22 protein-coding genes are annotated in these 25852 nt (G+C 65.9%); 9 read left to right on the forward strand and 13 right to left on the reverse strand.

What is annotated here, in order from left to right; genetic code table 11:
• Positions 1-7: 7 nt before the first annotated feature.
• Positions 8-2179 carry an anthranilate synthase component I gene (locus tag D4754_RS06615; RefSeq protein ID WP_121062107.1) on the reverse strand — a complete coding sequence of 724 codons (2172 nt, stop codon included), beginning with the start codon at positions 2177-2179 and terminating at the stop codon, positions 8-10.
• 264 nt (positions 2180-2443) lie between these two features.
• On the opposite strand from D4754_RS06615, the gene D4754_RS06620 reads away from it, so the two are divergent.
• The gene (locus D4754_RS06620) at positions 2444-2929 is read left to right on the forward strand and encodes a DUF2244 domain-containing protein (RefSeq protein ID WP_121062108.1); all 486 of its coding nucleotides are present in this window, start codon (positions 2444-2446) and stop codon (positions 2927-2929) included.
• Positions 2930-3050: 121 nt separating this feature from the next.
• On the opposite strand, the gene D4754_RS06625 is transcribed toward D4754_RS06620, so the two are convergent.
• Complete coding sequence (locus D4754_RS06625; protein ID WP_121062109.1) at positions 3051-3527, reverse strand: GatB/YqeY domain-containing protein; 477 nt, start codon at positions 3525-3527, stop codon at positions 3051-3053.
• Between the two features lie 234 nt (positions 3528-3761).
• Here D4754_RS06625 and carA point away from each other — a divergent pair, with 234 nt between their 5' ends.
• Positions 3762-4943 carry a glutamine-hydrolyzing carbamoyl-phosphate synthase small subunit gene (gene carA / locus D4754_RS06630; RefSeq protein WP_121062110.1) on the forward strand — a complete coding sequence of 394 codons (1182 nt, stop codon included), beginning with the start codon at positions 3762-3764 and terminating at the stop codon, positions 4941-4943.
• A gap of 153 nt (positions 4944-5096) precedes the next feature.
• Complete coding sequence (locus D4754_RS06635) at positions 5097-7061, forward strand: glycosyltransferase (RefSeq protein ID WP_121062111.1); 1965 nt, start codon at positions 5097-5099, stop codon at positions 7059-7061.
• On the opposite strand, the gene D4754_RS06640 is transcribed toward D4754_RS06635, so the two are convergent.
• On the reverse strand, positions 7058-7732 hold the full coding sequence (locus D4754_RS06640; protein ID WP_121062112.1) for a GntR family transcriptional regulator: 675 nt from the start codon (positions 7730-7732) through the stop codon (positions 7058-7060). The genes D4754_RS06635 and D4754_RS06640 overlap by 4 nt on opposite strands.
• A 123-nt stretch (positions 7733-7855) precedes the next feature.
• On the opposite strand from D4754_RS06640, the gene D4754_RS06645 reads away from it, so the two are divergent.
• The 3 genes from D4754_RS06645 (at position 7856) to D4754_RS06655 (ending at position 11100) form a co-directional block, all read left to right on the forward strand.
• Positions 7856-8500 (forward strand): pyrimidine 5'-nucleotidase, encoded by a 645-nt coding sequence (locus tag D4754_RS06645; RefSeq protein WP_121062113.1) that lies wholly within the window; start codon positions 7856-7858, stop codon positions 8498-8500.
• Positions 8501-8568: 68 nt separating this feature from the next.
• Positions 8569-9774, forward strand: a complete 1206-nt coding sequence (locus D4754_RS06650; RefSeq protein ID WP_121062114.1) for a UbiH/UbiF family hydroxylase — start codon at positions 8569-8571, stop codon at positions 9772-9774.
• Positions 9775-9963: 189 nt separating this feature from the next.
• The gene (locus tag D4754_RS06655) at positions 9964-11100 is read left to right on the forward strand and encodes a Hint domain-containing protein (RefSeq protein ID WP_121062115.1); all 1137 of its coding nucleotides are present in this window, start codon (positions 9964-9966) and stop codon (positions 11098-11100) included.
• Between the two features lie 8 nt (positions 11101-11108).
• Here the strand turns inward: D4754_RS06655 and D4754_RS06660 are convergent, their stop codons facing one another.
• Positions 11109-11567 (reverse strand): Lrp/AsnC family transcriptional regulator, encoded by a 459-nt coding sequence (locus D4754_RS06660; protein ID WP_121062116.1) that lies wholly within the window; start codon positions 11565-11567, stop codon positions 11109-11111.
• Positions 11564-12019 (reverse strand): Lrp/AsnC family transcriptional regulator, encoded by a 456-nt coding sequence (locus D4754_RS06665; protein ID WP_121062117.1) that lies wholly within the window; start codon positions 12017-12019, stop codon positions 11564-11566. The genes D4754_RS06660 and D4754_RS06665 overlap by 4 nt, the downstream gene beginning before the upstream one ends.
• A gap of 135 nt (positions 12020-12154) precedes the next feature.
• Here D4754_RS06665 and ilvC point away from each other — a divergent pair, with 135 nt between their 5' ends.
• From ilvC to D4754_RS06680, 3 genes are all read left to right on the forward strand, one after another.
• Entirely contained in the window at positions 12155-13177 is a 1023-nt protein-coding gene (gene ilvC, locus D4754_RS06670; protein WP_121062118.1) for a ketol-acid reductoisomerase, read from the forward strand.
• 132 nt (positions 13178-13309) lie between these two features.
• Positions 13310-14233: a DMT family transporter gene (locus D4754_RS06675; protein ID WP_240453773.1), complete on the forward strand. Its 924-nt coding sequence runs from the start codon at positions 13310-13312 to the stop codon at positions 14231-14233.
• Between the two features lie 37 nt (positions 14234-14270).
• Positions 14271-14843: a hemerythrin domain-containing protein gene (locus D4754_RS06680; protein ID WP_121062119.1), complete on the forward strand. Its 573-nt coding sequence runs from the start codon at positions 14271-14273 to the stop codon at positions 14841-14843.
• A 118-nt stretch (positions 14844-14961) separates the two neighbouring features.
• On the opposite strand, the gene glmM is transcribed toward D4754_RS06680, so the two are convergent.
• The 8 genes from glmM to D4754_RS06720 form a co-directional block, all read right to left on the reverse strand.
• Positions 14962-16317, reverse strand: coding sequence for a phosphoglucosamine mutase (gene glmM / locus D4754_RS06685; protein WP_121062120.1), 1356 nt, complete (start codon positions 16315-16317; stop codon positions 14962-14964).
• A gap of 18 nt (positions 16318-16335) precedes the next feature.
• On the reverse strand, positions 16336-17340 hold the full coding sequence (folP, locus tag D4754_RS06690) for a dihydropteroate synthase (RefSeq protein WP_121062121.1): 1005 nt from the start codon (positions 17338-17340) through the stop codon (positions 16336-16338).
• Positions 17337-18257, reverse strand: coding sequence for a dihydroneopterin aldolase (locus D4754_RS06695; RefSeq protein WP_121062122.1), 921 nt, complete (start codon positions 18255-18257; stop codon positions 17337-17339). The genes folP and D4754_RS06695 overlap by 4 nt, the downstream gene beginning before the upstream one ends.
• 94 nt (positions 18258-18351) lie before the next feature.
• Positions 18352-19062 (reverse strand): cell wall hydrolase, encoded by a 711-nt coding sequence (locus D4754_RS06700; protein ID WP_240453774.1) that lies wholly within the window; start codon positions 19060-19062, stop codon positions 18352-18354.
• 220 nt (positions 19063-19282) lie between these two features.
• A complete protein-coding gene (locus tag D4754_RS06705; protein WP_240453775.1) occupies positions 19283-21832 on the reverse strand; it encodes a putative PEP-binding protein in 2550 nt (849 codons plus the stop codon).
• Between the two features lie 200 nt (positions 21833-22032).
• The gene (gene glyS / locus D4754_RS06710) at positions 22033-24132 is read right to left on the reverse strand and encodes a glycine--tRNA ligase subunit beta (protein ID WP_121062124.1); all 2100 of its coding nucleotides are present in this window, start codon (positions 24130-24132) and stop codon (positions 22033-22035) included.
• A 103-nt stretch (positions 24133-24235) separates the two neighbouring features.
• Positions 24236-24748, reverse strand: coding sequence for a DUF6446 family protein (locus tag D4754_RS06715; protein ID WP_121062125.1), 513 nt, complete (start codon positions 24746-24748; stop codon positions 24236-24238).
• An 81-nt stretch (positions 24749-24829) separates the two neighbouring features.
• Positions 24830-25762, reverse strand: coding sequence for a glycine--tRNA ligase subunit alpha (locus tag D4754_RS06720; RefSeq protein WP_121062126.1), 933 nt, complete (start codon positions 25760-25762; stop codon positions 24830-24832).
• Positions 25763-25852 lie beyond the last annotated feature (90 nt).

A 25852-nucleotide genomic window follows, 5' to 3' on the forward strand; every position in this document is an offset into this window, starting at 1 on the left:
AACCTGCTCAGACGGCCTTTGCGGCTACAGGGGCCTCGGTCAGCAACCTGACGGCGTTTTCGATCATCCGGATGCCCACATCCTGCCCCAGCGACATGATGCTTTCCGGGTGGAACTGCACCGCCGCGATGGGCAGGGTCCGGTGCTCCAGCCCCATGATCACGCCATCGGATGTCAGGGCCGTCACCTCCAGTTCGGGCGGAAGCGTAGCGGCATCGACATGCAGCGAATGATACCGTCCGATGGCCACTGTCTGCGGCAGATCCGCAAAGATCCGGCCCGGAGACTTTACCGTCACCCGCGACGGCTTGCCATGCATCGGATCGTCCAGTTGCATCAGTTCGGCACCGTAGAACTCGGCAATCGCCTGAAGCCCAAGGCAGACACCGAAGATCGGCAGATTGCGCGAAAGCGCCTGCCGGATCGTGCCGGAGCAGTCGAAATCCCGCGGATTGCCGGGACCGGGGCTCAGCATCACCAGATCGGGTTTGACCTCCTCGAACACCTCCGCCGGGACGGGAGACCGCACGGTCACCACCTCGGCCCCGGTCTGGCGCACGTAGTTGGCCAGCGTATGGACGAAGCTGTCTTCGTGATCGACCAGCAGCACCTTGCGGCCCGTGGCCGACGGCCCGCGCCAGCCGTCGCCGCCGCTGTCATTGGGCCGGTCCACGCCCCGCACCGCGGCGCGCATGGCGGAGGCCTTCAGTTCGGTCTCGGCCTCTTCCTCGTCCGGGTCGCTGTCGTTCAGCAGCGTGGCCCCGGCACGCACTTCGGCGACGCCGTTCTTGATCCGCACCGTGCGCAGCGTCAGCCCGGTGTTCATGTCGCCATTGAACAGGACCGCCCCCACCGCGCCGCCATACCAGAACCGCGTCGATTTCTCGTGCCGTTCGATGAACCGCATCGCCCAGAGCTTCGGCGCACCCGTCACCGTCACGGCCCAGGTGTGGGACAGGAACGCATCGAACGCGTCCATCCCCTTCCGCAGGCGGCCTTCGATGTGATCGACCGTGTGGATCAGCCGGGAATACATCTCGATCTGCCGCCGCCCGATCACGCGGACAGACCCCGGATCGCAGACCCGGCTCTTGTCGTTGCGGTCGACGTCCGAGCACATGGTCAGCTCGCTTTCGTCCTTCTTGGATTGCAGCAGCTTCAGGATCTGCTCGCTGTCCTCGATGGCATCGGCGCCACGCTTGATGGTGCCGGAAATCGGGCAGGTTTCCACCCGTCGGCCCGTCACGCGGACGAACATCTCCGGGCTCGCGCCCACAAGGTATTCCTGCGCACCAAGGTTCATGACGAAGCCAAAGGGCGCCGGGTTGATCTTCTTCAGCCGCTCGAAAATGGCCGATGGCGCGTCCTTGCAGGGTTCATAGAAGACCTGGCCGGGGACGACCTCGAACAAGTCGCCCTTCACGAAGCTTTCCTTGGCCTTCTTCACCAGCTCGGCATATTCGCCCGGCGCATGATCGCCCCGCGGCACGTCCTGCGGGCCGGGGCGGAAGGGTTCGGCCACGCTGCCGCCCTGCTTGCCCTCGGTCGTCACGCCATCCTTGGAATAGTCGTAATCCAGCCAGTAGGACTGCGCCGAATAATGGTCCGTCACCAGGATCGAATCGATCAGGAACAGCACCATGTCGCGCTGGTCGGCGGGGCGTTCCAGCACGTAGTCGATGGGTTCGAACTGGAAGGCCAGATCGTAGCCGAACGCACCGTAAAGGCCCAGGTAGCTGTCTTCCTCGGTGGCGAACAGATCGACGATGGCCCGCAGCACCGAAAAGACCGACGGCGCGCGCGACCGTTCCTCCTCCCGGAACACCCGGGTCGGCTTGGCGATAGTCACGGCGAGCTCGTCGGCGGCGATCTCCATGCCCGCGACCTCGGCCAAGCCGTCCAGCGCGGGAGAGATCATCTGCAGGATCGCCTGTCCCCGTGCGTTCAGCGCCCGGATCTTCATGTCGCGGCCACGGGCCTCGACCATCACCGGCGGCTGGGCAAAGCCGAACTCCCACCGCGTGTAGCGGCCGGGATATTCGTAGTTCGAACTCAGCAGCACGCCGTGATGGCTGTCGAGCGTCTTTGCGAGCTCGATCGAGGTGGTCAGGTATTCGGCGGCACGTTCACGTCGCGCAACTTGAACGCCACCTTTGGTGGCGAAATTCAGATCGGTCATGGGATGTCACTTTCTTGCAGGTCAGGCGCCAGTGTCTGAAGCTAGGGCCTGGATCAGGTCTGGGAACGGGATCAGAGAGCGGTCCAGCCCCGCCATCGGCCGGTCGGGCAAGAGCAGTGCCATCGCATCGCAATCATCGGTCCATCGACACCCGGTTTTGAAAGTTTCTTTCGACTAGCAACGCCGCCGCGAAATGTAAAGCCGAACTGCGCCGCGCGGCGTCATGGCCATTGCCGACGGTGCCGCGGATGATACATTTCACCCATGCCATATGACTGGACCAGCCCCCGGACGGACCATGTGCAGGAGCTTCAGCTCTGGCCGCACCAGTCGCTGACGCCTGCGGGCTTCGCGTGGTTCATGGGCGGGACGCTGGTGATGATGTTCGTGCCGCTGCTGGCGATCGTGGGCACCGTGCTGCTCTGGGGGCTTTTGCCCTTCATGCTGCTGGCGCTCTGGGGCCTCTGGGCGGGGCTCAGGCGGTCCAACCGCAACGCCCAGATCATCGAGATCCTGACCCTCACGGATACCGAAGCCCGGCTGGTACGCCGCAACCCCAAGGGCGACATGCAGGAATGGGATTGCAACCGCTACTGGGCCAGTGCCGAGATCTACGCGACCGGCGGCCCGGTCCCCAACTACGTCACGCTGCGCGGCGGCGGGCGCGAGGTGGAAATCGGGGCGTTCCTGTCGGAAGACGAACGCAAGGCGCTTTACGACGATCTTATGCGCACGCTGCGCCCGAACTGATTCTCGGGTCTGGAAAGGGTCTGCCCGGGGCCGGTCGGCGGATCCCGCAGGGATCCGGCGGGGTGGGCGGGTGGGCCGGCACCGGGCGCGGGCGGACCCGGCCAGGCGCGGCATCCGGAATTCAGCCCTTGGCGGTTCCGGTGCAAAGGTGATCCTTCACGATCGGACCGACCCGGGCGAAATCGATCTGGCCCATGTGGCGCGATTTCAGCTTGGCCATCACCTTGCCCATGTCACGGATCGAACAGGCGCCGGCATCGGAAATCGCCGCCTGCACGGCCTTTTCCGTCTCGTCGTCGTCCAGCTTGCGGGGCAGGAATTCCTCGATCACCTCGATTTCCTGCGCCTCGCGCTCGGCCAGGTCCAGCCGTCCGCCCTCTTCATAGGTGCGCATGCTTTCCTGACGTTGCTTGACCATCCGGCCAAGGATGCCCAGCACTTCACGGTCATCGCACCCGTCCTCTTCACCAGAGCCGCGGAGTGCGATGTCGCGATCCTTGATAGCCGCATTGACCAGCCGCAACGTTGAAAGGCGCAGTTCGGCCTTGTCCTTCATTGCCTGCTTCAGGGCCTCGGAGACCCGGTTGCGTACGTTCATTGAGGCGCTTTCCGTCCTTGTCGGTTTCAGAACACCGGACCATAGCTTTTTACACCCCCCGGCGCAACAACGCCGCTTAAGGCAAGTGGGGCTCGAAGACAACGCTCTGCGGTGCAGCATGTTCCGATTCCCTCCAGCGCACACTGGCGGGATTGTGGCTTGACCTCCGCCCCGCCTCCCCCTAGGGCTCGGTCGATTTGCCGATCCGTCCGCCAGCCATCAGAGGTTCCGCCCATGCCCGCCCCGCTCCTGCCCGCCGCCAATGCCAAGCCCACCGCCTGCCTTGCGCTGACCGATGGCACGATCTTCTACGGTCACGGTTTCGGCGCCACGGGCCTGACGGTGGCCGAGCTGTGCTTCAACACCGCCATGACCGGCTACCAGGAGATCATGACCGACCCGTCCTATGCGGGGCAGGTCGTGACCTTCACCTTCCCGCATATCGGCAATACCGGCGTGAACCCGGAAGACGATGAAACCGCCGATCCGGTGGCCGCGGGCATGGTCGTCAAATGGGACCCGACGCTGGCGTCGAACTACCGCTCGGCCGAGGAGCTGGGCGCGTGGCTTGCCCGCCGCGGGCGGATCGCCATCGGCGGCGTCGACACACGGCGGCTGACCCGGGCGATCCGGCTGCACGGCGCGCCCCATGTCGCACTGGAACACAACCCCGATGGCGTCTTCGATCTGGAGGCGCTGATGGCCGCCGCGCGCGGCTTTGTCGGCCTTGAAGGAAACGATCTGGCCAAGGACGTCACCTGCCGGCAAAGCTACCGCTGGGACGAGATGCGGTGGGCGTGGCCCGACGGCCATGCTCGGCAGGAAGAGCCCAGGCACAAGGTCGTCGCCATCGACTACGGCGCCAAGCGCAACATCCTGCGCTGCCTGGCAAGCTCCGGCTGCGACGTGACCGTGCTGCCCGCCACCGCCACCACGGACGAGATTCTGGCCCACGAGCCCGATGGCGTGTTCCTGTCGAACGGCCCGGGCGATCCGGCGGCGACCGGCACATACGCCGTGCCCACGATCCAGGGCATCCTCGACCGGACCGACCTGCCCGTCTTCGGCATCTGCCTGGGTCACCAGATCCTTGCGCTGGCGCTGGGGGCCCGGACCATCAAGATGAACCACGGCCACCACGGCGCCAACCATCCCGTGAAGGACATGGAAACCGGCAAGGTCGAGATCACCTCGATGAACCACGGCTTTGCCGTCGATGCCCAGACGCTGCCGCAGGGCGTGGTGGAAACCCACCAATCGCTTTTCGACGGGTCGAACTGCGGCATCCGCATGACCGACCGGCCGGTCTTCTCTGTCCAGTATCACCCGGAGGCCAGCCCCGGCCCACAGGACAGCTTCTACCTGTTCGGCCGTTTCACCGATGCGATGGACGCACGCGAGAAGACACCGGCCTGAGCATGGGCCGACCATGGGGCCCTGCCCCGTCACGACCCGGCCAAACGCCTTGAATCGCCAAGATTCCCTCAGCCGGCGGCTGGGGGCAGTTAACCTTGCGTTAACCATAATGTCAGCACTGTGCCTTGCGGTTAGAAGGGACAGGGCATCGGCATGTTGGAAAAGGGCGTGCATCGGGCGACGCCGACGTATCGTGGCGGCCCGTCGGGGCGGGCTGCCCGCAAGCTGCACCTTGCCGCGCCCGTCGGCAAGGCCCGCATCCCCGAACCTCGCATCCACCGGCTGGTCCCCGACAAGCCCATCGGCCGGCACCTGATCGACGCGGGCCAAATCACGCAGGGCCAACTTCTCGCCGCGCTGGAGATTCAACGGCGGCTCGCGGTCCCCCTGGGCGAAATCCTGATCTCGGAAAACTGGGCGACACCTGCGGCGGTGCAGCGCGCGCTGGCCCGGCAGTTCGACCTGCCGCAGATCGACCTGAACCTCGTCCCGTCCGATCCCTCGCTTGCCAGCCTCGCGCCCTTCACATTCTGGCAGCGCTACGGCGCAATCCCGTGGCAGCGACGCGAAGACGGGGTGATGCTGATCGCCATCTCCCGGCCCGACCGGTTCGAAACTCTGGCCCTTGCGCTCAGCGACCGGGCGTTCCGCATATCGCCGGTTCTGTCGACCGCCCCGCAGATCGAGGCCGCGACGCAAGACATGTTCCGCGACGAGATGGCCGTCCATGCGTCCACCCGTGTCGCCCCGCACTACAGCTGCCGCACATGGCAGGACCGCCCGTCCTGGCGACGTGTCAGCCTGATCGGCGCGGTGGTGCTGGCGGCCGTGGCCGCCCCGGTGGCGACGCTGATCGCGGCCATCGCGCTGGCGCTGTTCTCTCTGCTGTTGTTCTCGGGGCTCCGTCTCACGGGGCTCGTCAGCTTCCTGCTGAACCACCGTCGTTGGGGCCCGACCGAGCAGCGGTACCGGCCCGACCCGTCGTCCGTCCTGCCCCGGGTGTCCGTTCTCGTGCCGCTCTACCGCGAACAGGCCATCGCCGACACGCTGATCCGGCGACTGTCGAATCTCAGCTATCCCAAGGCGCTGCTCGACGTGATCCTCGTGCTGGAGGAAGGCGACCGGCTGACCCGCGCCACCATTGCGGGAACCACCCTGCCGCCATGGATGCGGGTGCTGGAAGTCCCGGGCCATGGCGGGCTGCGCACCAAGCCGCGGGCAATGAACTATGCGCTCAGCTTCTGCCGCGGGGACATCGTGGGCGTTTGGGATGCCGAGGACGCCCCCGCCCCCGACCAGATCGACCAGGTCGTGGCCCGTTTCCAACGCGCGCCGCCCGGCACGGTCTGCCTGCAAGGCGCGCTCGATTACTACAACCCGCGCAGCAACTGGATGTCGCGCTGCTTCACCATCGAATATGCCAGCTGGTTCCGGATCGTCCTGCCCGGGATCGCCCGGTTCGGCCTGATCGTGCCCCTTGGCGGCACCACCTTCTTCATCCGCCGCACGGCGCTGGAAACCCTTGGCGGCTGGGACGCGCATAACGTGACCGAAGATGCCGATCTTGGCGTCCGCCTCGCCCGCGCCGGTTTCCGGACCGAGATGATGGAGACCGTCACCTACGAGGAGGCCAATTGCAGGGCCTGGCCCTGGATCCGGCAGAGGTCGCGCTGGCTGAAGGGGTTCATGGTCACCTACCTTGTCCACATGCGGTCGCCCCTCACGCTCTGGCGCGACATCGGCACGCGGCGGTTCCTTGGCCTGCAGGCGTTCTTCCTGGGCACCTGCGGGCAATTCCTGCTGGCGCCTGCGCTCTGGTCCTGCTGGCTGATGGCGTTCGACAAATCCCACGCCATGTCCGAGGCGCTGCCGGGCACCGCCATGATCGCGGGCATTGCCATCATGATCACCGCCGAGGCCGTAAACGTGATCGTGGGCATCATCGCGACCGGCCTGTCGGGCCGCCGCGGTCTGGCGATCTGGGTCCTGACGATGCCGTTCTACTTCGCGCTTGGCACCATCGCCGCCTACAAGGCGCTGATCGAACTGATCCTGCGCCCCTATTTCTGGGACAAGACGGCCCATGGAAAAGAAGCGGCGCAGATGGATGTGGGCTAGATCCCCGGATCGCGCCCGCTGTCGCGGGTTTCGGCATCCTGTTTCAGCCGGGTCATGAACGCGACCGAGATGTGATCACGTAATGCCGCCTCGGCGCGCGCCTCGTCCCGGTCGGCAATGGCGGCCACCACGGCGCGGTGTTCGCCCTGCGCGATCTCTCCCCGCCCGCGGGACGCAAGCGACGTGCCCGCCATCAACGCCATGGTCCGATGCACAAGATCGAGCTGCTGGACAAGGTAGCGATTGTGCGAGGCCAGGTGCACCTGCTTGTGAAACCGCCGGTTCGCCCGCGCCAGGGCCGGCGGGTCGGCCACCAGCGCATCGTCGGCCTCGACCATCTCGTGCAGCACGCGGACCTCTTCCTCGGTCGCGTGGCGGGCGGCCTCCCGGGCGGCCAGCCCCTCCAGTTCGCGCCGGACGACGTAAAGCTCCGACATCTGGTTGTGATCCAGCGCCGCCACGATCAGCGACCGCCCGTCGCGTGCCAGCAGGGATTGCGTCTCCAGCCGCTGCAGCGCCTCGCGGATCGGGGTGCGCGACACGCCGAAGCGGTCGGCCAGATCGCTTTCCACCAGCCTGTCGCCGGGGCGGTATTCGCCCATGTCGATCGCTTCAAGGATCAGCCCGTAAGCGTCGGACGGCGATGGGCGGGGTACGCGGGAGGAGGACATTCGACGGTATCTCGCAGCTTGGCGCGGAAGGCCGCGACGGATCCCCAAAGGTCTACCCGCCCGGCGGGAACCGGGCAAGCCTTGGCGATTGCACGCCCCTGCGCGCGGCCTTACTCTGCCGCAATGGTCAAGGCTTCCTTCGCACATGTCACGCAATGGGTGTTCGATCTCGACAACACCCTCTACCCGCCCGCGGCCCGGCTTTTCGACCAGATCGAGATCCGGATGACAGATTTCGTGATGGAGGCCATCGGCGTCGACCGGGCCGAGGCCGACCGCTTGCGCAAGCATTACTGGCTGGAACACGGCACCACGCTGGCCGGGCTGATGGATGTGCACGGTGTCGATCCGGGGCCGTACCTGACCCATGTGCACGATATCTCGTTCGACGGCCTTGAAGTCGACGTCGCGCTGGAAGCCGCCATCGCCGCCCTGCCCGGTCGGCGCATCGTCTATACCAACGGCACCGCCGCCTATGCCGGGCGGGTGCTTGAAGCGCGCGGGCTGGCCCACTTGTTCGATGCGGTCTACGGGGTCGAGAACGCGGGCTTCCGCCCCAAGCCTGAACGCGCGGCGTTCGAGGCGATCTTCGCCATCGACGGGATTTCTCCCGACACCGCCGCGATGTTCGAAGACGATCCCCGCAACCTGTCCGCGCCGCACGCGATGGGCATGCGCACCGTGCATGTCGCGCCGGAACCGCTGCTGGCCGATCACATCCATCATCATACGGACGATCTGGCCGGGTTTCTGACGCTCCTGCGCTAGAAGACGCCGTGTCGCTTTGCCGAACGGCCCCGCGCGCCCTAGATACCGGGTGTAAAAGGAGCGTGCCCATGTCCGATAGCTGCGATATCCTGATTGCCGGTGGCGGCATCGCCGGGCTGACCGCCGCGGCGGCCTTCGGGCAGGCCGGGTTCCAGGTCACCTGCGTGGATCCCGCCCCGCCGGTTACCGCATCGGAAGCGCCGGGCGCCGACCGACGCACCACCGCCTTCCTGCAGCCCGCCCGGGCGCTGCTGGACAGGATCGGCCTATGGGACCGTCTGGCCCCCCATGCCAGCCCGCTGGACATCATGCGCATCGTAGATGCTGGTGGCGACGATCCCACCCCCCGCATCGTTCGCGATTTCGAAGCGACGGAGCTGTCGGACCAGCCCTTCGGGTGGAACCTGCCCAACTGGCTTCTGCGCCGCGAACTCTCGGCCCATCTGCAGGAGCTGCCCTCTGTCACCTTCCGCCCCGGGGAGCGCGCGCAGCGGCTCTTCACCCGCGAAACAGGCGCAAAGGTCACGCTGGGCAATGGTGATGTCGTGTCGGCGCGGCTTGTGATCGCGGCCGATGGGCGGAACTCCACCATGCGGTCCGCTGCGGGCATCGGCGTGAAGACATACCGATACGGGCAGAAGGCGCTGGCCTTCGCCGTCACCCATCCCGAACCGCATCGCAATATCTCGACCGAAGTTCACCGCACAGGCGGCCCCTTCACGCTTGTTCCCCTGCCCGATCTGGATGGACGCCCGTCCTCGGCCGTGGTCTGGATGGAGCGCGGGCCACGCGCGCAGGCGCTGATGGCGATGGACGTGCCAGAGTTCGAAGCCGAAATGACCGAACGGTCCGCAGGCGTGCTGGGGCCGCTGACGCTGGCCTCCGACCGGTCGATCTGGCCGATCATCGCACAGATCGCCGACCGTCTGACGGGCGAACGGCTGGCCCTGATGGCCGAAGCCGCCCATGTCGTCCCGCCCATCGGGGCGCAGGGGCTGAACATGTCGCTGACCGATCTGGGGTGCCTGCTGGATCTGGCCATAGCCGCGCCGGACGATCTGGGCGGGCGCAAGATGCTCGACGCTTATAACCGCGCGCGGACGGGCGACGTGCGGGCGCGCGTGCAGGGGATCAACCTGTTGAACCACGCCTCGATGGCCGCACCATCGGTGTTGCGCGATGCGCGCGCGGCGGGAATCGCCGGGCTGTACGCTGCGCCGCCCGTGCGCCGGATGCTGATGCAGATGGGCCTTGGGCTGCGCCGAACCGGCTGATCCGGCCGCATTCATCCACCAAGGGATGCATTTCAGGGGCCTAAACCACAACCGGCCATAGAGCTGGCGCGCCGCCGCTGCATAGCCGTCAACCATAGTATCGTATGGGCTTGAGCGTTCTGCAGAACGGACTATTCATCGCTGGCGAATATGTACTTCTCATGACAGACCCCAAGTCAAGGCACGGCGATGGCCAACGGTGACATCATTCTTTTCGGTATCGACGTCGTGAACGGTGCCAGCGCGTCGACGAATTCGTCGGCGGGCACCGACGGCCAGGGGACGATCACGATCTCGGGCGGGGAACAGGTGTTTGGCGATAACGATATCGTCGTCATCTCGGTCCGGCGGCTGAATTCGGACGGCGAAGTCACAGGCTCCAGCGGGGTGTACGACCTCACCGTCTACGGCTCGATGGACGATTATCGCAGCGGCATCGTGAAGTACGATTACCGCCCCATGAACCCGGGCCAGACGGCGAGCATCCAGTCCGATCTCAGCGGCGAAGGCGACGGGTACCTGCGGTTCAATGCGAACGTGCTGGTGCCAGAAAATGGCGGGCCGTCCTTTTCGAACCTGATGATCGCACCGGGCACCGATCTGGGGCAGATCACCGGCCAGGGCGGCAGCGTCACGCTGAACCGCAACCAGGATTTCGACTTCAACCATGACGGCAAGATCGATGCGCCTCTGGAAAAGGGCGACAACCTGTTCAAGGCAGGCGATTACACGTCATTCGAAACCGTCTGCTTTGCCAAGGGCACGCGGATCCTGACCTCTGAAGGCTATCGACGGATCGAGGATCTGAAGATCGGCGAAATGGTGATGACACTGGATTCCGGCCAACAGCCGATCCGCTGGATCGGGCGGCGCACCACTGCGGCGCGTGGTGACGGGGCGCCGATCCACTTTGCCCCCGGCCCCATTGGCAACGACCGCGCGCTGACGATTTCGCCCAACCACCGCCTGCTGGTCCGCGGCGCGGCGGTGGAACTTCTGTTCTGCGAGACCGAGATGCTGGTGCCCGCGAAATACCTTGTCGACGGTGTCGACATCACGCCGGTCTTCGGCGGGATCGTGACGTACCTGCACATCATGTTCGACCAGCATGAAATCATCTGGGCCGAGGGCGTGCTGACGGAAAGCCTGTTCGGCGATGCCGCGCCGGAGGATGTTCAGGGGCAGGCCACGCTGGCCGAAAACCGGGCGCTGTTGCCGGGCTTCCAAGCCGCCGCCCGCCGCATTCAGACCGCCCGAGCTTGCCTGCGCAGGCACGAGGCACGCGTTTTGTGCGATTCCGCCAAATCGGACTGGCACATCGCCTGAGACCGGGCCTAGCCCAGCGGACCGGGACGGCGTTCTTCGCTGAGAAGCACGTTGGCCTCGACCTCTCCCGCGCCGGGCAGCGCCATGATACGCCGCCGCAGCACCCGTTCGAAATCTGCCAGATCGCGGGCGACGACGCGCAGGCGGAAGTCGTAGACGCCCAGCACGTGTTCGACGGTCTGCACCTCGGGGATCGCGCTCATCGCGCGTTCGAAATCTTCCAGCGTCACCTGCCCCTTGCGGGCCAGCTTCACGCCTAGAAACACCGTCACGCCAAAGCCCAGCCGTTCCGCGTTCAGCCGCACGCGTTTGCCACGGATCACGCCCGCATCTGTCAGCCGCCGGATCCGCCGCCATGTCGCCGGTTGCGACAGGCCAAGATCCCGCCCCAACGCGCCTGCACTTTGCCCGGCATCTCGGGCCAGCGCGCGCAGGATCTGGCGATCTATGTCGTCAAGTTCGATCACAGCGGCAGCCGGTCTTCGTTCTTGATCTGCGCGATGTGCATCAGCGCGTCGATGTCGACGATGTGGGGCAAGGTCAGGATCTTCTCGCGATAAAGGCGCTGGTAATGCCCCATGTCGCGGGCCAGCAGCAGCAAGCGTACATCGACTCGCCCCACAAAGGTCTGCAGTTCCAGCACCTCTGGTATGGCACGGGCCGCTTCCAGAAAATCCTCGAACGCGCGGGGGACAGTCTTGTCCAGCGTGAACCGCAGAGAGACGGTGATCTCGTACCCCAGCGCGCGCCAGTCGATCACCGCTTCAAGCCCTTCGATCACCCCCGCCCGCTCCATCCGTTCCAGACGACGGCCCCAAGTCGACGGCGTCACCCCGGCCCGCGCGGCAAGGTCCGCGACCGGGGCGCCCGGTTCGGCCTGATACTGGCGCAGAATGCGTCTGTCGGTGTCGTCGAGCATGAATTTTCCGGTCTTCTGCAAGAACGGGAATGATCCACGCACAATCAGCGAAGTTTCTGCGCCCGATGCACTGCCATTCCTTGGGCTGGCGGTCTATCCAGTGCGGACACGAATAACAAGACTTGGAGAACCGATATGCGTGTCTACTATGATCGCGATTGCGACGTGAACCTGATCAAGGACATGAAGGTCGCCATTCTGGGCTATGGCTCGCAGGGCCACGCCCACGCGCTGAACCTGCGTGATTCCGGTGCGAAGAATGTCGTCGTCGCGCTCCGCGAAGGCTCGGCCAGCGCGGCCAAGGCCGAAGGCGAAGGCCTGCAGGTCATGGGCATCGCCGAAGCGGCTGCATGGTGCGACCTGATCATGTTCACCATGCCCGACGAACTGCAGGCCGAGACCTACAAGAAATACGTGCACGACAACCTGAAGGACGGCGCGGCGATTGCCTTCGCCCACGGCCTGAACGTGCATTTCGGCCTGATCGAGCCCAAGCCCGGCGTCGACGTCATCATGATGGCGCCCAAGGGCCCCGGCCATACCGTGCGCGGTGAATACACCAAGGGCGGCGGCGTGCCCTGCCTTGTGGCCGTGAACAACGATGCGTCCGGCAAGGCGCTGGACATCGGCCTGTCCTATTGCTCGGCCATCGGCGGCGGGCGTTCGGGCATCATCGAAACCAACTTCCGCGAGGAATGCGAAACCGATCTCTTCGGCGAACAGGCGGTTCTTTGCGGTGGCCTGGTCGAGCTGATCCGGATGGGCTTCGAGACGCTGGTCGAAGCGGGCTATGCGCCCGAGATGGCCTATTTCGAATGCCTGCACGAAGTGAAGCTGATCGTCGACCTGATCTATGAAGGCGGCATCGCGAACATGAACTACTCGATCTCGAACACGGCCGAATACGGCGAATACGTGTCGGGCCCGCGGGTTCTGCCCTACGACCAGACCAAGGCCGAGATGAAGGCGATCTTGAAGGACATCCAGACCGGCAAGTTCGTGCGTGATTTCATGACCGAAAACGCCGTGGGCCAGCCGTTCTTCAAGGGCACCCGCCGCATGAACGACGCCCACCAGATCGAGGAAGTGGGCGAAAAGCTGCGCGCCATGATGCCCTGGATCTCGGCCGGCAAGATGGTCGACAAGGCCAAGAACTAAGCCCTTCGGCCCCGGCGCTGTGCCGGGGCCGATTTTCCCGAATGACAGGCGCACAGCCACTATTCGGGCGACAGCGCAGCATCCCCGCAAGATCGGTGCTAACCCTGCCGCGTATCAAGCGGGAAGACGACCATGCCCCCCACCATAACATCTGCCAGCTGGATCATGATCCTATTCCTTGGCCTCGCCTGGGGCGGGGCCTTCCCGGTGATCGAGATCGCGCTGGAAGGCATCACGCCCTTCTGGCTGGCCGCCTACCGGATCGGCTTTGCCACCCTGCTCACGGTCGGGACCTGGGGCGCGCTTGGCTGGAAGCTGTTCGAACGACCGCTTCACGCCGGCGAACGGCGCAACCTCCTCGCCGTCGGGCTGATGAGCTCGGCCGTGCCGTTCATGCTGATCTCGTGGGGGCAGCAATACGTGACCGCGGGCTTTACCGGCGTGGCCATGGCCAGTGTCGCGCTGATCGTGCTGCCGCTGGCGCATTTCCTGGTGCCGGACGAACGGATCACGCCGCGCAAGACGCTGGGGTTCCTGATCGGGTTTGCCGGGATCGTGGTGTTGCTTGGCCCCGATGCGCTCGTCCCCGTGGGCGGGCGGATCGAGCTGGCGGGGCAACTGGCCTGCCTTGGCGCGGCCGCGTGCTATGCGGTCAGTTCGATCCTGATGCGGCGGCTGCCGACGGTGGATCCGATCGGGCTGTCAGCCGTGCTGCTGGCCATCGGTGCCGTGGCAGTCATCCCTGCGGCGCTGCTGAAGGAAGGCCTGCCGCCCCCGATCGACACGCGCACCCTGCTGGCGCTGGCTTTCCTGGGGCTTGTGCCCACGGCGGCGGCGAACCTTCTGCGGGTGATGGTGATCCGCACGGCGGGGCCGGTGTTCATGAGCCTCACGAACTACCAGGTGCCGGTCTGGGCCGTGCTGATCGGCGTCGTCTTCCTGGGCGAGCCGCTGCGCGCTTCGCTGCTGGTCGCCACCGTGCTGATCCTGATCGGCGTGGCGCTCAGCCAGTGGGGCGCCCTGTCGCGGCTGTTTCGCGCGCGGGCCAAGTCGTGACTTGCGGATGGGGGCGTAAGTGCACAGGTTACCGGGCATGAGTGATTTTGACATCAACACCCGCAATGGCCTGCCCCCCGAACTGGCGCAGATGCTGCCCGACCTGCCCCGGCCCGAATGGCCCGCGCATCACGCCTATGACGGGCTGGCCGGTCATTGGCTGGATATCCACGGCGGCCTGAAGAAGCTTGGCAAGACGGTGCTGAGCGATTGTGAACAGGCGCTGGACAAGCGGATGGATCCGATGGCCCATGCCAACCGTGTGGGCCAGTTGGGGAACATGCTACTGAACCACCTGCACACCCATCACCAGATCGAGGACCACGTGCTGTTCCCCCGGCTTGATGCGCTGGACCCGACCTTTCGCCGCGGCTTCGACATGCTGGAGACCGATCACACCGTGCTGGATGCCCTGCTGAACGATTTCGCGGGCACCGCCAACGACGTGCTGCGTCAGGCCGGCGAAGGCCCGAAGGACTGGCCCACGGTGATCGATCCGCTGCACCAGATCCTTGTGCGCCTGGATGGCTTCCTGGACCGGCACCTGGCCGACGAGGAGGATCTGGTGATCCCGCTGACGCTGAAGCACGAAATCATGGACATGGGGTAGCGGCGGCACATTGCGCCCTCGACATCCCGCCCCCGGATTGCTTGCGGTCCGGTTCGCGCCCGACCCGCCTCCCAGGGCGGGCGAGAATCTACCTTTGGTCACCGGATTGATCGTGGCTTCAGGGCGCCGCGGCGTCAGTGACGGCATCAACGACGCTGTTCACCGTGCGTTCCAGAAGATCCGGATCTTCGGATTCCGCCATCACGCGGATCAGCGGCTCCGTCCCCGACTTGCGGATCAGAAGCCGGCCGTTGCCGTCCAGCGCGTCTTCGGCCGCCGAGATCGCGGTCAGTACTTCGGGCATCTCCAGCGGGGCGCTCCCGGCCTCGTAGCGGACGTTCTTCAAGAGCTGCGGGACGGGTTCGAACTGCTGCAGCAGCGCGCTGGCGGGAGTGCCGGATTGCACCATTTCGGCCAGGAAATGCAGCCCCGCCATCAGCCCGTCGCCCGTCGTGGCGTGGTCGGTCATCACGATATGGCCCGACTGTTCGCCGCCAAGGTTGAAGCCACCCTGGCGCATGCGTTCGACGACATACCGGTCGCCGACCTGCGTGCGTTCCAGCCGCAGGTCGCGGTCCGTCAGAAACCGCTCCAGGCCCAGGTTCGACATCACCGTCGCCACCAGCGCGCCGCCTGTCAGGATACCGTCCGCCGCCCAGCGGGAGGCCAGCAGCGCCATCAGCTGGTCACCGTCGGCAACCCGGCCCTTTTCGTCGATCAGGATCACCCGGTCGGCATCGCCGTCAAGGCAGATCCCCACATCGGCGCCTTCGCGCAGCACCGCCTCCGCCGCCTTTTCGGGATGGGTGGACCCGCAATCGAGGTTGATGTTGAAACCGTTCGGCTCCACCGCGATGGGGATGACCTTAGCGCCCAGCTCCCAAAGCGCTTCGGGCGCCGCACGATAGGCAGCACCGTTGGCGCAATCGACCACCACTTTCAGCCCGTCCAGCTTCAGCCCGCGGGGGAGCGAGGATTTCACCCGCTCGACGTACCGGTAATGCGCATCGTCGATCCGCCGCGCCCAGCCGATATTGGCGGGCTTCGCGGGTTCGACACCATTGGCCACCAGCGCCTCGATCTCGGCCTCCGCCTGATCGGACAGCTTGAAGCCGTCGGGGCCGAAGAACTTGATGCCGTTGTCGGACGCGGGGTTGTGGCTGGCGGAAATCATCACGCCCAGATCGGCGCGCAGCGACCGTGTCATCTGCCCCACGGCGGGCGTGGGCACCGGGCCCGTCAGCATGACGTTCATGCCGGTCGACAGCAGGCCGGCCGTCAGCGCGTTTTCGAACATGTAGCATGACCGGCGGGTGTCCTTGCCGATCATGACCCGGTGATCGGTGCCGTTCACACCGTCGTTGCGCCGGAAATACCGCCCCACCGCCGCGCCGATCTGCAATGCAAGGTCGGCCGTCATCGGCGCCGCATTGGCGGTGCCGCGGATACCGTCGGTCCCGAAGAGTTTACGCATCTGAGAGAGCCCTCGAAGTCAGGTCACGGCTTGCCAGAGACGGATCGCCTGCGCCGTCTCGGCGACATCGTGAACTCGGATTACTTGCACACCCTGTCGCACCCCTGCAAGCGCGACGGCGACGGACCCGGGCATGCGCCTGTCGGCCTCGGGCGCCTGCCCGATGGTGCCGATGAAGCGCTTGCGCGACGCGCCCAGCAGGACCGGACAGCCCAAGCCATGGAAAAGGCTGAGGCCTTTCATGATCTCGCAGTTGTGCTCCAGCGTCTTGCCGAAGCCGATCCCGGGGTCGGCGAGAATGCGCGCACGGGGAATGCCCTGCGCTTCCAGCGTGTCGATCTGGCGGGCCAGCACCTCGTAAACGTCGGTCAGCACGTTCTCGTAGATCGGGTTCTTTTGCATCACGTCGGGCGTGCCCTGCGTGTGCATGACGCAGACGGGTACCTCCGCCTCGGCGCACAGCGGCGCGAGGGCCGCATCGAAGGTGAAGCCCGAGACATCGTTGACCAGCGTCGCCCCGGCCTTCAACGCGGCTTCGGCGACGGCGGCCTTTCGGGTATCGATGGAGATCGGAACGTCGCCCCCCAGCTCCGCACGGATCGCGGCGATCACGGGTGCGGTGCGGGCGATTTCCTCGTCCACCGGAACTTCGGCCGCGCCGGGGCGGGTGGATTCCCCGCCGATGTCGAGGATCGCGGCGCCGCCGTCCCACATCGCGTGGGCTTGCGCGATGGCAAGGTCCGGGTCGATGAACCTGCCACCGTCGGAAAAGCTGTCGGGCGTCACGTTCAGCACGCCCATGATCGCGGGCTGGCCCATGTCCATCCCGGCGAGGTCCGCGCGCGGCTCAGCCAGGCGGCCGCGCACGTCCGCCGGCAGATCGGCGACAGGCACCAGAGGGCCCGGACCGCCGGGCGTCAGGTGTTCGGCATGGGTGAAGGTCAGCCGGCCACCGGCCAGCTTTTCAGCTCCTGCGGAAAGCGCCGCGTCAGAGGTCACGATCGGACGATACAGATCGGTCATGGAAGCTCCGCAACGACCGGTTGCGCCGTGACTTCGGCCGGGAACGGCGCGAACGCGTCGGCGCCGATGGCAAGGATGTCCCTTACCCCATAGCTGCCCGCGAACCAGACCGCCAATGACAGAGCGTCGGGCAGCGTTGCGGGCGGACCGTCGACCGCGTCCAGCACGATCTTCGACGGTGCCCAGACGCTGATCTGGCCGTTCTTCATCGCCCAGTCCAGTTCCGTCCGCGTGCTGACCACGACGCAACGGTCGTCGCGTGCAGCCAGCGTCCAGGCGTTCTGTTCGATGGCCAGAAGGTCGATCCGGCGCTGGGTCCAGACGTGATTGGTGACGGGGCGATCCAGATCCGGGCGGCCCACGCACAGGATCGCCGGCTCCGCCGCGGCTTCCAGCCGGTCCAGCCAGCCTGTCAGGTGGTCGGATGCAATCGCCGCGTTGCCAAGGAACAGGATCCGCGGACGCAGGCCTGGATCGTTTTCCTGCCCCGGTGTCTGGTGCGTGCGGGCACGCACGATTTCCACGCCCAATTCGCCTGGACCACGGTCCAGCTTCTCGATCCGCACGAAGACGCGCATGGCTTGCGGTTCCAGCAGGATCCGCGCGGCGATGCGTTCGGCCAGGGTTTCCAGCAGGTTGACCCGTTCGGCGGCCAGTTCGGCCGCAATCGCTTCGGTCACCTTGTCGTAGGAGAGGATGCGGTCAACATCGTCTTCGGCCGCTTCGGCCATCTGGCGAACCTCGACCGCGATGTCGAAACGCACCCGCTGGGTCACGCCGCGTTCCTTCTGGAAGGCGCCGATCTCGACTTCGACCACGTGATTGCGGAGCGAGATCCGGTCGAGCGGTTCGGGCCCGGCGGTGGCCTCGGCCCGCGCCCCGGGATGGGCGAAGGCAAGCTTCACTTCGTTGGTCATGGCGTGGTCGTCCTTCGACCGTGTATCAGGGCCTTCGCCCTATCGGTCCGCGGTCGGAAATGGAAGGTCCACCATCAACTGACGGCCGGGGGCGTCAGTTGCTCGCCGTGCGCTGCTGCGGACGGTAGAAGTAGTGCACACCGATGGCGGCGGTCTTCTTGAAGGTCCGCGACCAGCGCGGCCGCACATGAGTGTTGTGATAGAAGGTGGCGCCGTCTGTCAGCGGCACGATCCCGCCATCAAGTGCGACCCGGGCGATCTTCTTGAGCCGGTCATAGATCGCCTTGTTGCCGATCACCTCGGCCCGGCCATCGCAGCGATACGAGAACTGGCACTGGTGCTTGCGCCCGTTGCCGGTACCCTGGTTGATCACGCCACAGACCGAATTCGGAAAGCCCGAACTTTTGGCCCGGTTGATGATCACCTCGGCCACGGCGAACTGGCCCTTGACCGTTTCGCCCCGCGCTTCGAAGTACAGCGCCTCGGCCAGGCAGTTCAGTTCCGCACCACCGCTCGCGGCTGGCTGCGAGTCGACCCAGGCGCTGGTGAAAGCGACCTCGATCGGCTGTTCTTCGGTCTTCCCGGTCTGCCATGGCCAGTTTCCGGCCCAGGACAGTCCCTGCTTTCCGGCCTTGTCGACCGGTTTCCCGGTCTGCACACCCAGTAGCGCGCGCTTGCGGGTGTCCGACATGGCGGCAAGGTGCGTTTCTTCCTGCTGGAAGAGTGTCCTCAGGTCGGCCCCTTCGGCATGCGCCGTCGGAACCGAAAATAATGTGGCCAAAGCCAAGGCAACTACAAATGTCATACGCGTTCTCCCGATCACCAAACGCAATCTTCACAAATAGCGAAGCGACCGGTCTTTTGCCGGATACGTTCAGCCCGCGGTACCTGTCCCACCGCGTTGTTCCGCGGGGCTACTAGCACACGAAGATTGGAACGTCTCGGGGGGAAGGCGCCAAAATCCGCCGACAGGCGGGGATCGGCCCGCGACGATGACCGCCCGGCGCCTTTTCGCTGGGCTGAAATTAGGCTTTCCGCGGGTCCCGGATTGCCAGCTGCGCCGCCGCCAGCCGAGCGACCGGAACCCGGAAGGGAGAGCACGAAACATAGTTGAACCCGGCCGTCCGGCAGAACGCGATCGACTGCGGATCGCCACCATGTTCACCGCAAATCGACAGCGAAACCATTGGATTCCCTTGTCTTCCCCGCTCTGCCCCGATCTGCAGCAGTTCGCCCACGCCGTCCTGATCGAGGATATGGAACGGATCTTCCGGAAAGACGCCATGCTTGACGTAAGCCGACATGAACCGCCCCGCATCGTCGCGGGACAGGCCGTACGTCATCTGCGTCAGGTCGTTGGTGCCGAAGCTCAGAAAAGACGTATAGGGTGCGATGTCCGCTGCACGCAATGCGCAACGAGGCGTCTCGACCATCACCCCTAGCTTGAATTCGAAGTCCTGCCCCCGCTCCGATCTGACAGCCGCGGCGACGGAATCGATTCGCGATTTCACCAGTTCGACCTCACGCTTGGCGCTGACAAGCGGAATCATGATCTCGGGGACCACCGGTTCGCCCTCGCGGCTGGCATCCAGCGTCGCCTCGAAGATGGCGCGGGCCTGCATGTCGTAGATCTCGGGCACCGTGACGCCCAGCCGCACGCCGCGCAGGCCCAGCATGGGGTTGTACTCAGTCATCTGCTCAACCCGCCGGGTCACGTCGCTGACGGGGATGTCCAGCGCCTCGGCCAGTTCGCGCTGGCCCGCGCGGCTGCGGGGCAGGAATTCATGCAGCGGCGGATCGAACAGCCGGATGCACACCGGCAGCCCTTCCATGATCCGGAAGAGATCGACAAACCCCGCGCGCTGCATCGGCAACAGCCGCTCCAGTACCGCCGCGCGGTCGCCGGGCGTCTCGGCAAAGATCATCTCGCGCATGACGATCAGGCGACCGGGTTCCAGGAACATGTGCTCCGTCCGGCACAGGCCGATGCCTTCCGCCGCGAAATTGCGTGCGGTCCGTGCCTCGGCCGGGGTATCGGCATTCACCCGCACCCCGATATCGCGCGCCGCATCGGCCCAGGACATCAGCGTCTGGAAGCAGTCGTCAAGGTTCGCCTCGAGCATCGCGGGCTCGCCCACCAGCACTTCGCCCGTGGTCCCGTCGATGGTGATCAGGTCGCCCGCCTTCAACACCTGCCCGCCGGGCGCGACCAGCCGCTGCTTCGACATCTGGAAATGCAGCGACGAGGCCCCCACCACGCAGGGCACGCCGAAGCCCCGGCCGATCACCGCGGCATGGCTTGTCACCCCGCCCTTTTCCGTCAGCACGGCCGCGGCGACATGCATGCCCCGCACGTCCTCGGGCGACGTTTCGCTGCGCACCAGCACGCAGGCCTCACCCCGTGCCTTTGCCGCCAATGCGTCGGCGGCTTCGAACACGATCCGGCCCGTCGCGGCGCCGGGACTGGCGGCGATGCCGGTGCCGAACACGTCGCGCGGCGCCCGGGGATCGACCTGCCGGTGCAGCAATTCGTTCAGCGACTTGGGCTCGACCCGCAGGACGGCGTCGTTCTTCTCGATGATGCCGTCTTCGGCCAGCCGCACGGCAATGCGAAGGCGCGCGCGCGATTCCACGTGGACGCGCACACCGTCGAGGATATGGACCTCCCCCCCGGCGATCACGAACTCGACCTGCATTTCCTCGCGCAGGCGGATACGCATCTGGGCGGCGTAATCCTTCAGAAGCGCAAAGGCCTCGGGCGCGACGTCCTCCAGAGAGGTCCCCCGCGGATCCTTCGCCAGGTAAATCGCACCGCGGCCCGGGGCCAGCGCATCGCGCCCCTGGCTCTGGCTCAGGTAGCGGCCGGTGACCTGCGGCTTGCCCATCACCGGATCGACCAGCTGCAATACGCCCGACCCGCATTCGCCGGGGCCCACGCCCGGGATCATCTCCTGCACGACAAGGCCCAGGCCCGCATCTGCCGGCGCCCCCTTGGCCTGACGCAGAAGCCGCGCCGTCGTCCCTTCCCAGGCCCGCGCCATGGATTGCAGGACGGCCGCCAGTTGCTTGGCCGGGTCCTGCGGGAACGGCTCTTCCGCCTCGTCCTCGTAGGTTTCCAGGATCCGCTCCAGCGCGCGGGCGGTATCGCCCTCGCTCATCGCGGCATCGTCAAACTCGTCCGGGTCCAGCCGCGCGACATGGGTCGCGTAGGCCCGCACGAACCGCAGGTACAGCACATCGGCCGCGGCCTGCCCCAGCTTGTCCGCCAGCGCGGCGCGGCGATCATCGTTCATGCCCACGTTCAGGATCGCGCCCGGTCCGCCCCAGTCGGGATCTTCCGACGACGGCCGCACGCACAGGATCGTGCCCGGTTCGAACACGTCGAGGATGCTGGTGAGATCCGGCATCTCCCCCCGCGCAATGGCGGAGATCGTGTCGAAGGACAGCGCCACGGTCGTCGGCACCGGAAGCTTCATCCGGACCAGACGTTGCAGGCATTTCGCCCGCCCGCCATGGGTTTTGACGGCGACCGGGGCGGTGGGTGTGATCAGTGCGGCTGCGGGGGTGTTCAGCAAGGGGTCAGATCCTCCTTGACGGCCAGAATAGACCGCGTGCCCGGCAACACAAGAGCGCGCAAGGCCGCGGCCGCGGATTGCCTCTGGCGGAGGTATTTTCGGACCAGAAGCCGGGCGCGCACCCATATGTTCTTCGGTCCGAAAATACCTCGGGGGAGTCGCGCCAAAGGCGCGGCGGGGGCAGAGCCCCCTGCCCGGTTTCAGCCCTCGATACGTTCCAGGTCGGCGATCTGCATGCAGGTGTCGCGGATCTGGTTCAGCAGGTTCAGGCGGTTGCGGCGCAGGATCTGGTTGTCGGCATTCACCTGCACTTCTTCGAAGAACGCGTCCACCGGGCCGCGGAGCGCGGCCATTGCCGCCATGGCAGCCGGAAAATCCTCTGCCGCGAGCGCGGGGCGGATCGCGGCTTCGGCCGCGTCCAGCGCTGCGAACAGTGCCTTTTCCGTGTCCGTCTCGGCCAGCTTGGGATCTGCGCCGAAGGAATAGGAGACGCCGTCGTTCTCTTCCGCCTGGCTCAGGATGTTGTTGGCGCGTTTGAAACCCTGCACGAGGTTTACGCCATCTTCGGTGCCCAGCACCTGCGCCAGCGCCTCGGCTCGTTTGACCAGCAGGACGAGGTCGTCGTTGCCGGGCATCGCGATGCAGGCGTCGATGATGTCGTGACGGATGCCCTTATCCCGCAGGTGGACCTTCAGGCGGTCGTGGAAGAAGGAGAGGAGATCCGGAAAGTAGTCAGCGACACCCGGGCCAACAATGCCGTCCGGGTTTTGAGAGATGCCAACGTCTGCTTTTTCGATAACGTCTTTCAGCGCAAGGCGCACATCGTTCACGAGCAGCAACCGGATCACGCCCAGCGCAGCGCGACGCAGCGCATAGGGATCTTTCGAGCCGGTAGGCTTCTCGTCAATCGCCCAGAACCCCGTCAGCGTGTCCAGCTTGTCGGCCAGCGCCACGGTCACCGACAACGGCGCGGACGGCACGTCATCCGAGGGGCCCAGTGGCGAGTAGTGCTCCTGCGCCACGGCGGCCACATCCGAACCCAGACCTGCGGCTTCTATATAGTAGCGCCCCATCAGGCCCTGCAGTTCGGGGAACTCGTAGACCATTTCCGAGCTGAGATCGGCCTTGGCCAGCCTCGCCGCCTGTTCCGCCTTGTCTGGGTCGGCCCCGGTAGCCGCGCACAGTTCGCGCGACAGGGCGGCGATGCGGTCGATGCGGTCGCCCTGGCTGCCCAGCTTGTTGTGGAACGTCACGCGGGCGAGCGCGTCGGTCCAGGCGTCCATGCCCGTCTTCGCAACGCGCAGGTCGTTTTCCCAGAAGAACTGCGCATCGGCCAGACGGGCCGACAGCACCTTCTGGTTGCCCGCAAGGATCGTCGCGCCATTGTCCGTCGTTTCGCGGTTGGCGACCGTGATGAAGCGCTCGATGCGGCCCGTTTTCGGGTTCTTCACCGACAGGAACTTCTGATGTTCCTTCATCGAAGTCTGCAGCACCTCGGGCGGCAGATCCAGGTATTGCGCGTCGATCTCGCCCATCAGCGTAACCGGCCATTCGACCAGCGCCGCGACTTCGGCCAGAAGGCCCGCGTCTTCGACCACTTCCAGCCCGGCGGCGAAGGCGAGGTTCTCGGCATCGTTGCGGATGTGGTCAGCGCGTTCCTCGGGCGAGAGCATCACGAAGGCGCGCTTCAGCTTGGTCTCGTAATCCTCGAAGGAATGCACCGAAAAGCGGCCCGGCGCCATGAAGCGGTGGCCTTCGGTGGTGTTGCCGGCCTTGATCCCGTCGATGTCGAGCGGCACCGTCTCGGCACCGTCCTCGCGCAACAACAGGCACAGGATCGAGCGGAGCGGCCGCACCCAGCGGAGCGAGCCTTCCCCCCAGCGCATGGATTTGGGCCAGGGGAAATTGCGGATCACCTGCTCCAGCACCTCGGCCACGATATCGGCGGCGGGGCGGCCCGGCTTTTCGATGGTGGCGAAGTAGACGGCGCCCTTCGGAGTGTCGCGTTCTTCCAGCGCGTCGCGCGTCACGCCCGCGCCGCGCAGGAAGCCTTCGACGGCCTTGTCGGGCGCGCCTACCTTGGGGCCCTTGCGTTCCTCCCGCACATCGGGGGAGGCATCGAGCAGGCCTTCGACCGACAGCACCAGACGGCGCGGGGTGCTGTACGTGCCGGCATGGGCGTAGGTCAGCCCGGCCTCGACCAGACCGTCTGTCATGCGTTTCTTCAGATCGGCCGCCGCGCCCTTCTGCATGCGGGCGGGGATTTCTTCGGAGAAGAGTTCAATCAGAAGATCAGGCATGGCTGTGTCCACAAGGCTTGTCGGGCCCGCAGACTCGGGCTCGATTGGGTCGGCGGGGGTTGGGTATCCCCCCGGCCGGGAAATGGCAAATCATAGGAAGGCGTCAGGGCAGTTCGGGGCATTCTTCGCCCACGACCGTGCCGTCATAGGCCTTTTCGCCGCAATTGTTCAGGTCGTTCCACGCAAAGCCCTGCCCGTCGGCGCCGATGGCCACGATCCGGTCGACGCCGTAGCCGACGTTCTTGCCGCCGAGATAGGTCTTGATCGAGCCATCGGCCACGCCTTCGGCGATCGCTTCGGTATCGAAACAGTCGAACCAGAACGGCGCGATGCGCGGTTCCATGTCCTCCATCTCCACGAAGCGCCCTTCCAGCGCCTGCGCATCGCCGTCCAGCTGGAAGCACGCGCGGTAGCGGATGGGAGAGCTTTCGGCATCGATCCCCTGGAACCCGGTGACGGGCAGCGCGACGGGGTCTTCGCCGTCCACCGGGATCAGGCCCACCGTCGCGGCCTCGGGCAGGTCGAAGTAGTAATGGTAGACCTGCAGGTAATAGAGCCCCGCCCCGCCGATCGCGGCGATCACGATGATGATCAGGGCAACGATCTTGCCGCTCATGGACGCACCTCCCCGTTTCGCACCGTTTGAGTGCAGCCCCGCCGGGCGGCAACGTGGCGGCAGCGCTGGCGGGTCAAAGCCTCAGGCGGCCGTGGCACCGGCGGCCTCCGTCTGGACGAAGGCGTCGGCGCAGGCCTTGGCCAGCGTCCGCACCCGGCCGATATAGGCCTGCCGTTCGGTGACCGAGATCACGCCCCGCGCGTCCAGCAGGTTGAAGATATGGCTGGCCTTGATGCATTGATCGTAGGCCGGCAGCGCCATCACGATGCGGCGCCCGGTTTTCGGATCGTCATGCGGATGGGACAGGATCGCCTGGCATTCGGCCTCGGCATCCTCGAAATGGCGCATCAGCATGTCGGTGTCGGCCACGTCGAAGTTCCAGCGGGCATACTGCGCCTCGGCCTCCTGAAAGACATCGCCATAGGTCAGCGCGATCGGGGCCTGCGGGTCGTTGAAGGGCATCTTGTTGCCGTCGTCATAGCCCAGCACGTACATCGCCAGCCGTTCCAGACCATAGGTCAGTTCGCCCGAGACCGGGTGGCAATCGTGCCCGCCCACCTGCTGGAAATAGGTGAACTGGCTCACCTCCATCCCGTCGCACCAGACTTCCCAGCCAAGACCCCAGGCGCCCAGTGTCGGGCTTTCCCAGTCGTCCTCGACAAAGCGGATGTCATGCAGATCGGTGTCGATGCCGATGGCGTCGAGCGAGCCCAGGTACAGCTCCTGCAGATCCGGCGGGCTGGGTTTGATGATCACCTGGTACTGGTAGTAGTGCTGCCACCGGTTGGGGCTGTCGCCATAACGGCCGTCGGTAGGGCGGCGCGACGGCTGGACATAGGCCGCGGCCCAGGGCTTTGCCCCCAACGCGCGCAGCGTGGTGGCCGGGTGGAAGGTGCCCGCGCCGACTTCCATGTCATAGGGTTGCAGCACGGCGCAGCCCTTGCCCGCCCAATAGGTCTGAAGACGCAGGATGATTTCCTGGAACGAACGCGGGGCGGTCGGGGTGTCGGTCATGGGGCGGATCCTGTGGGCGTGCGCAATCGGGCCCTACCTAGGCAGAGCGCCGGCAAGGGTCAACGCGAGATGCGCGTGCCCCGGCGGCCC

Source organism: Chachezhania antarctica, from assembly GCF_003646465.1.
GTDB classification, from domain to species: domain Bacteria; phylum Pseudomonadota; class Alphaproteobacteria; order Rhodobacterales; family Rhodobacteraceae; genus Chachezhania; species Chachezhania antarctica.

Bases quoted from the DNA above. Each gene is read 5' to 3' on its own strand.
- D4754_RS06615 (WP_121062107.1), bottom strand. From the start codon at position 2,179: ATGACCGATCTGAATTTCGCCACCAAAGGTGGCGTTCAAGTTGCGCGA.
- D4754_RS06620 (WP_121062108.1), top strand. From the start codon at position 2,444: ATGCCATATGACTGGACCAGCCCCCGGACGGACCATGTGCAGGAGCTT.
- D4754_RS06625 (WP_121062109.1), bottom strand. From the start codon at position 3,527: ATGAACGTACGCAACCGGGTCTCCGAGGCCCTGAAGCAGGCAATGAAG.
- carA (WP_121062110.1), top strand. From the start codon at position 3,762: ATGCCCGCCCCGCTCCTGCCCGCCGCCAATGCCAAGCCCACCGCCTGC.
- D4754_RS06635 (WP_121062111.1), top strand. From the start codon at position 5,097: ATGTTGGAAAAGGGCGTGCATCGGGCGACGCCGACGTATCGTGGCGGC.
- D4754_RS06640 (WP_121062112.1), bottom strand. From the start codon at position 7,732: ATGTCCTCCTCCCGCGTACCCCGCCCATCGCCGTCCGACGCTTACGGG.
- D4754_RS06645 (WP_121062113.1), top strand. From the start codon at position 7,856: ATGGTCAAGGCTTCCTTCGCACATGTCACGCAATGGGTGTTCGATCTC.
- D4754_RS06650 (WP_121062114.1), top strand. From the start codon at position 8,569: ATGTCCGATAGCTGCGATATCCTGATTGCCGGTGGCGGCATCGCCGGG.
- D4754_RS06655 (WP_121062115.1), top strand. From the start codon at position 9,964: ATGGCCAACGGTGACATCATTCTTTTCGGTATCGACGTCGTGAACGGT.
- D4754_RS06665 (WP_121062117.1), bottom strand. From the start codon at position 12,019: ATGCTCGACGACACCGACAGACGCATTCTGCGCCAGTATCAGGCCGAA.
- ilvC (WP_121062118.1), top strand. From the start codon at position 12,155: ATGCGTGTCTACTATGATCGCGATTGCGACGTGAACCTGATCAAGGAC.
- D4754_RS06675 (WP_240453773.1), top strand. From the start codon at position 13,310: ATGCCCCCCACCATAACATCTGCCAGCTGGATCATGATCCTATTCCTT.
- D4754_RS06680 (WP_121062119.1), top strand. From the start codon at position 14,271: ATGAGTGATTTTGACATCAACACCCGCAATGGCCTGCCCCCCGAACTG.
- glmM (WP_121062120.1), bottom strand. From the start codon at position 16,317: ATGCGTAAACTCTTCGGGACCGACGGTATCCGCGGCACCGCCAATGCG.
- folP (WP_121062121.1), bottom strand. From the start codon at position 17,340: ATGACCGATCTGTATCGTCCGATCGTGACCTCTGACGCGGCGCTTTCC.
- D4754_RS06695 (WP_121062122.1), bottom strand. From the start codon at position 18,257: ATGACCAACGAAGTGAAGCTTGCCTTCGCCCATCCCGGGGCGCGGGCC.
- D4754_RS06700 (WP_240453774.1), bottom strand. From the start codon at position 19,062: ATGACATTTGTAGTTGCCTTGGCTTTGGCCACATTATTTTCGGTTCCG.
- glyS (WP_121062124.1), bottom strand. From the start codon at position 24,132: ATGCCTGATCTTCTGATTGAACTCTTCTCCGAAGAAATCCCCGCCCGC.
- D4754_RS06715 (WP_121062125.1), bottom strand. From the start codon at position 24,748: ATGAGCGGCAAGATCGTTGCCCTGATCATCATCGTGATCGCCGCGATC.
- D4754_RS06720 (WP_121062126.1), bottom strand. From the start codon at position 25,762: ATGACCGACACCCCGACCGCCCCGCGTTCGTTCCAGGAAATCATCCTG.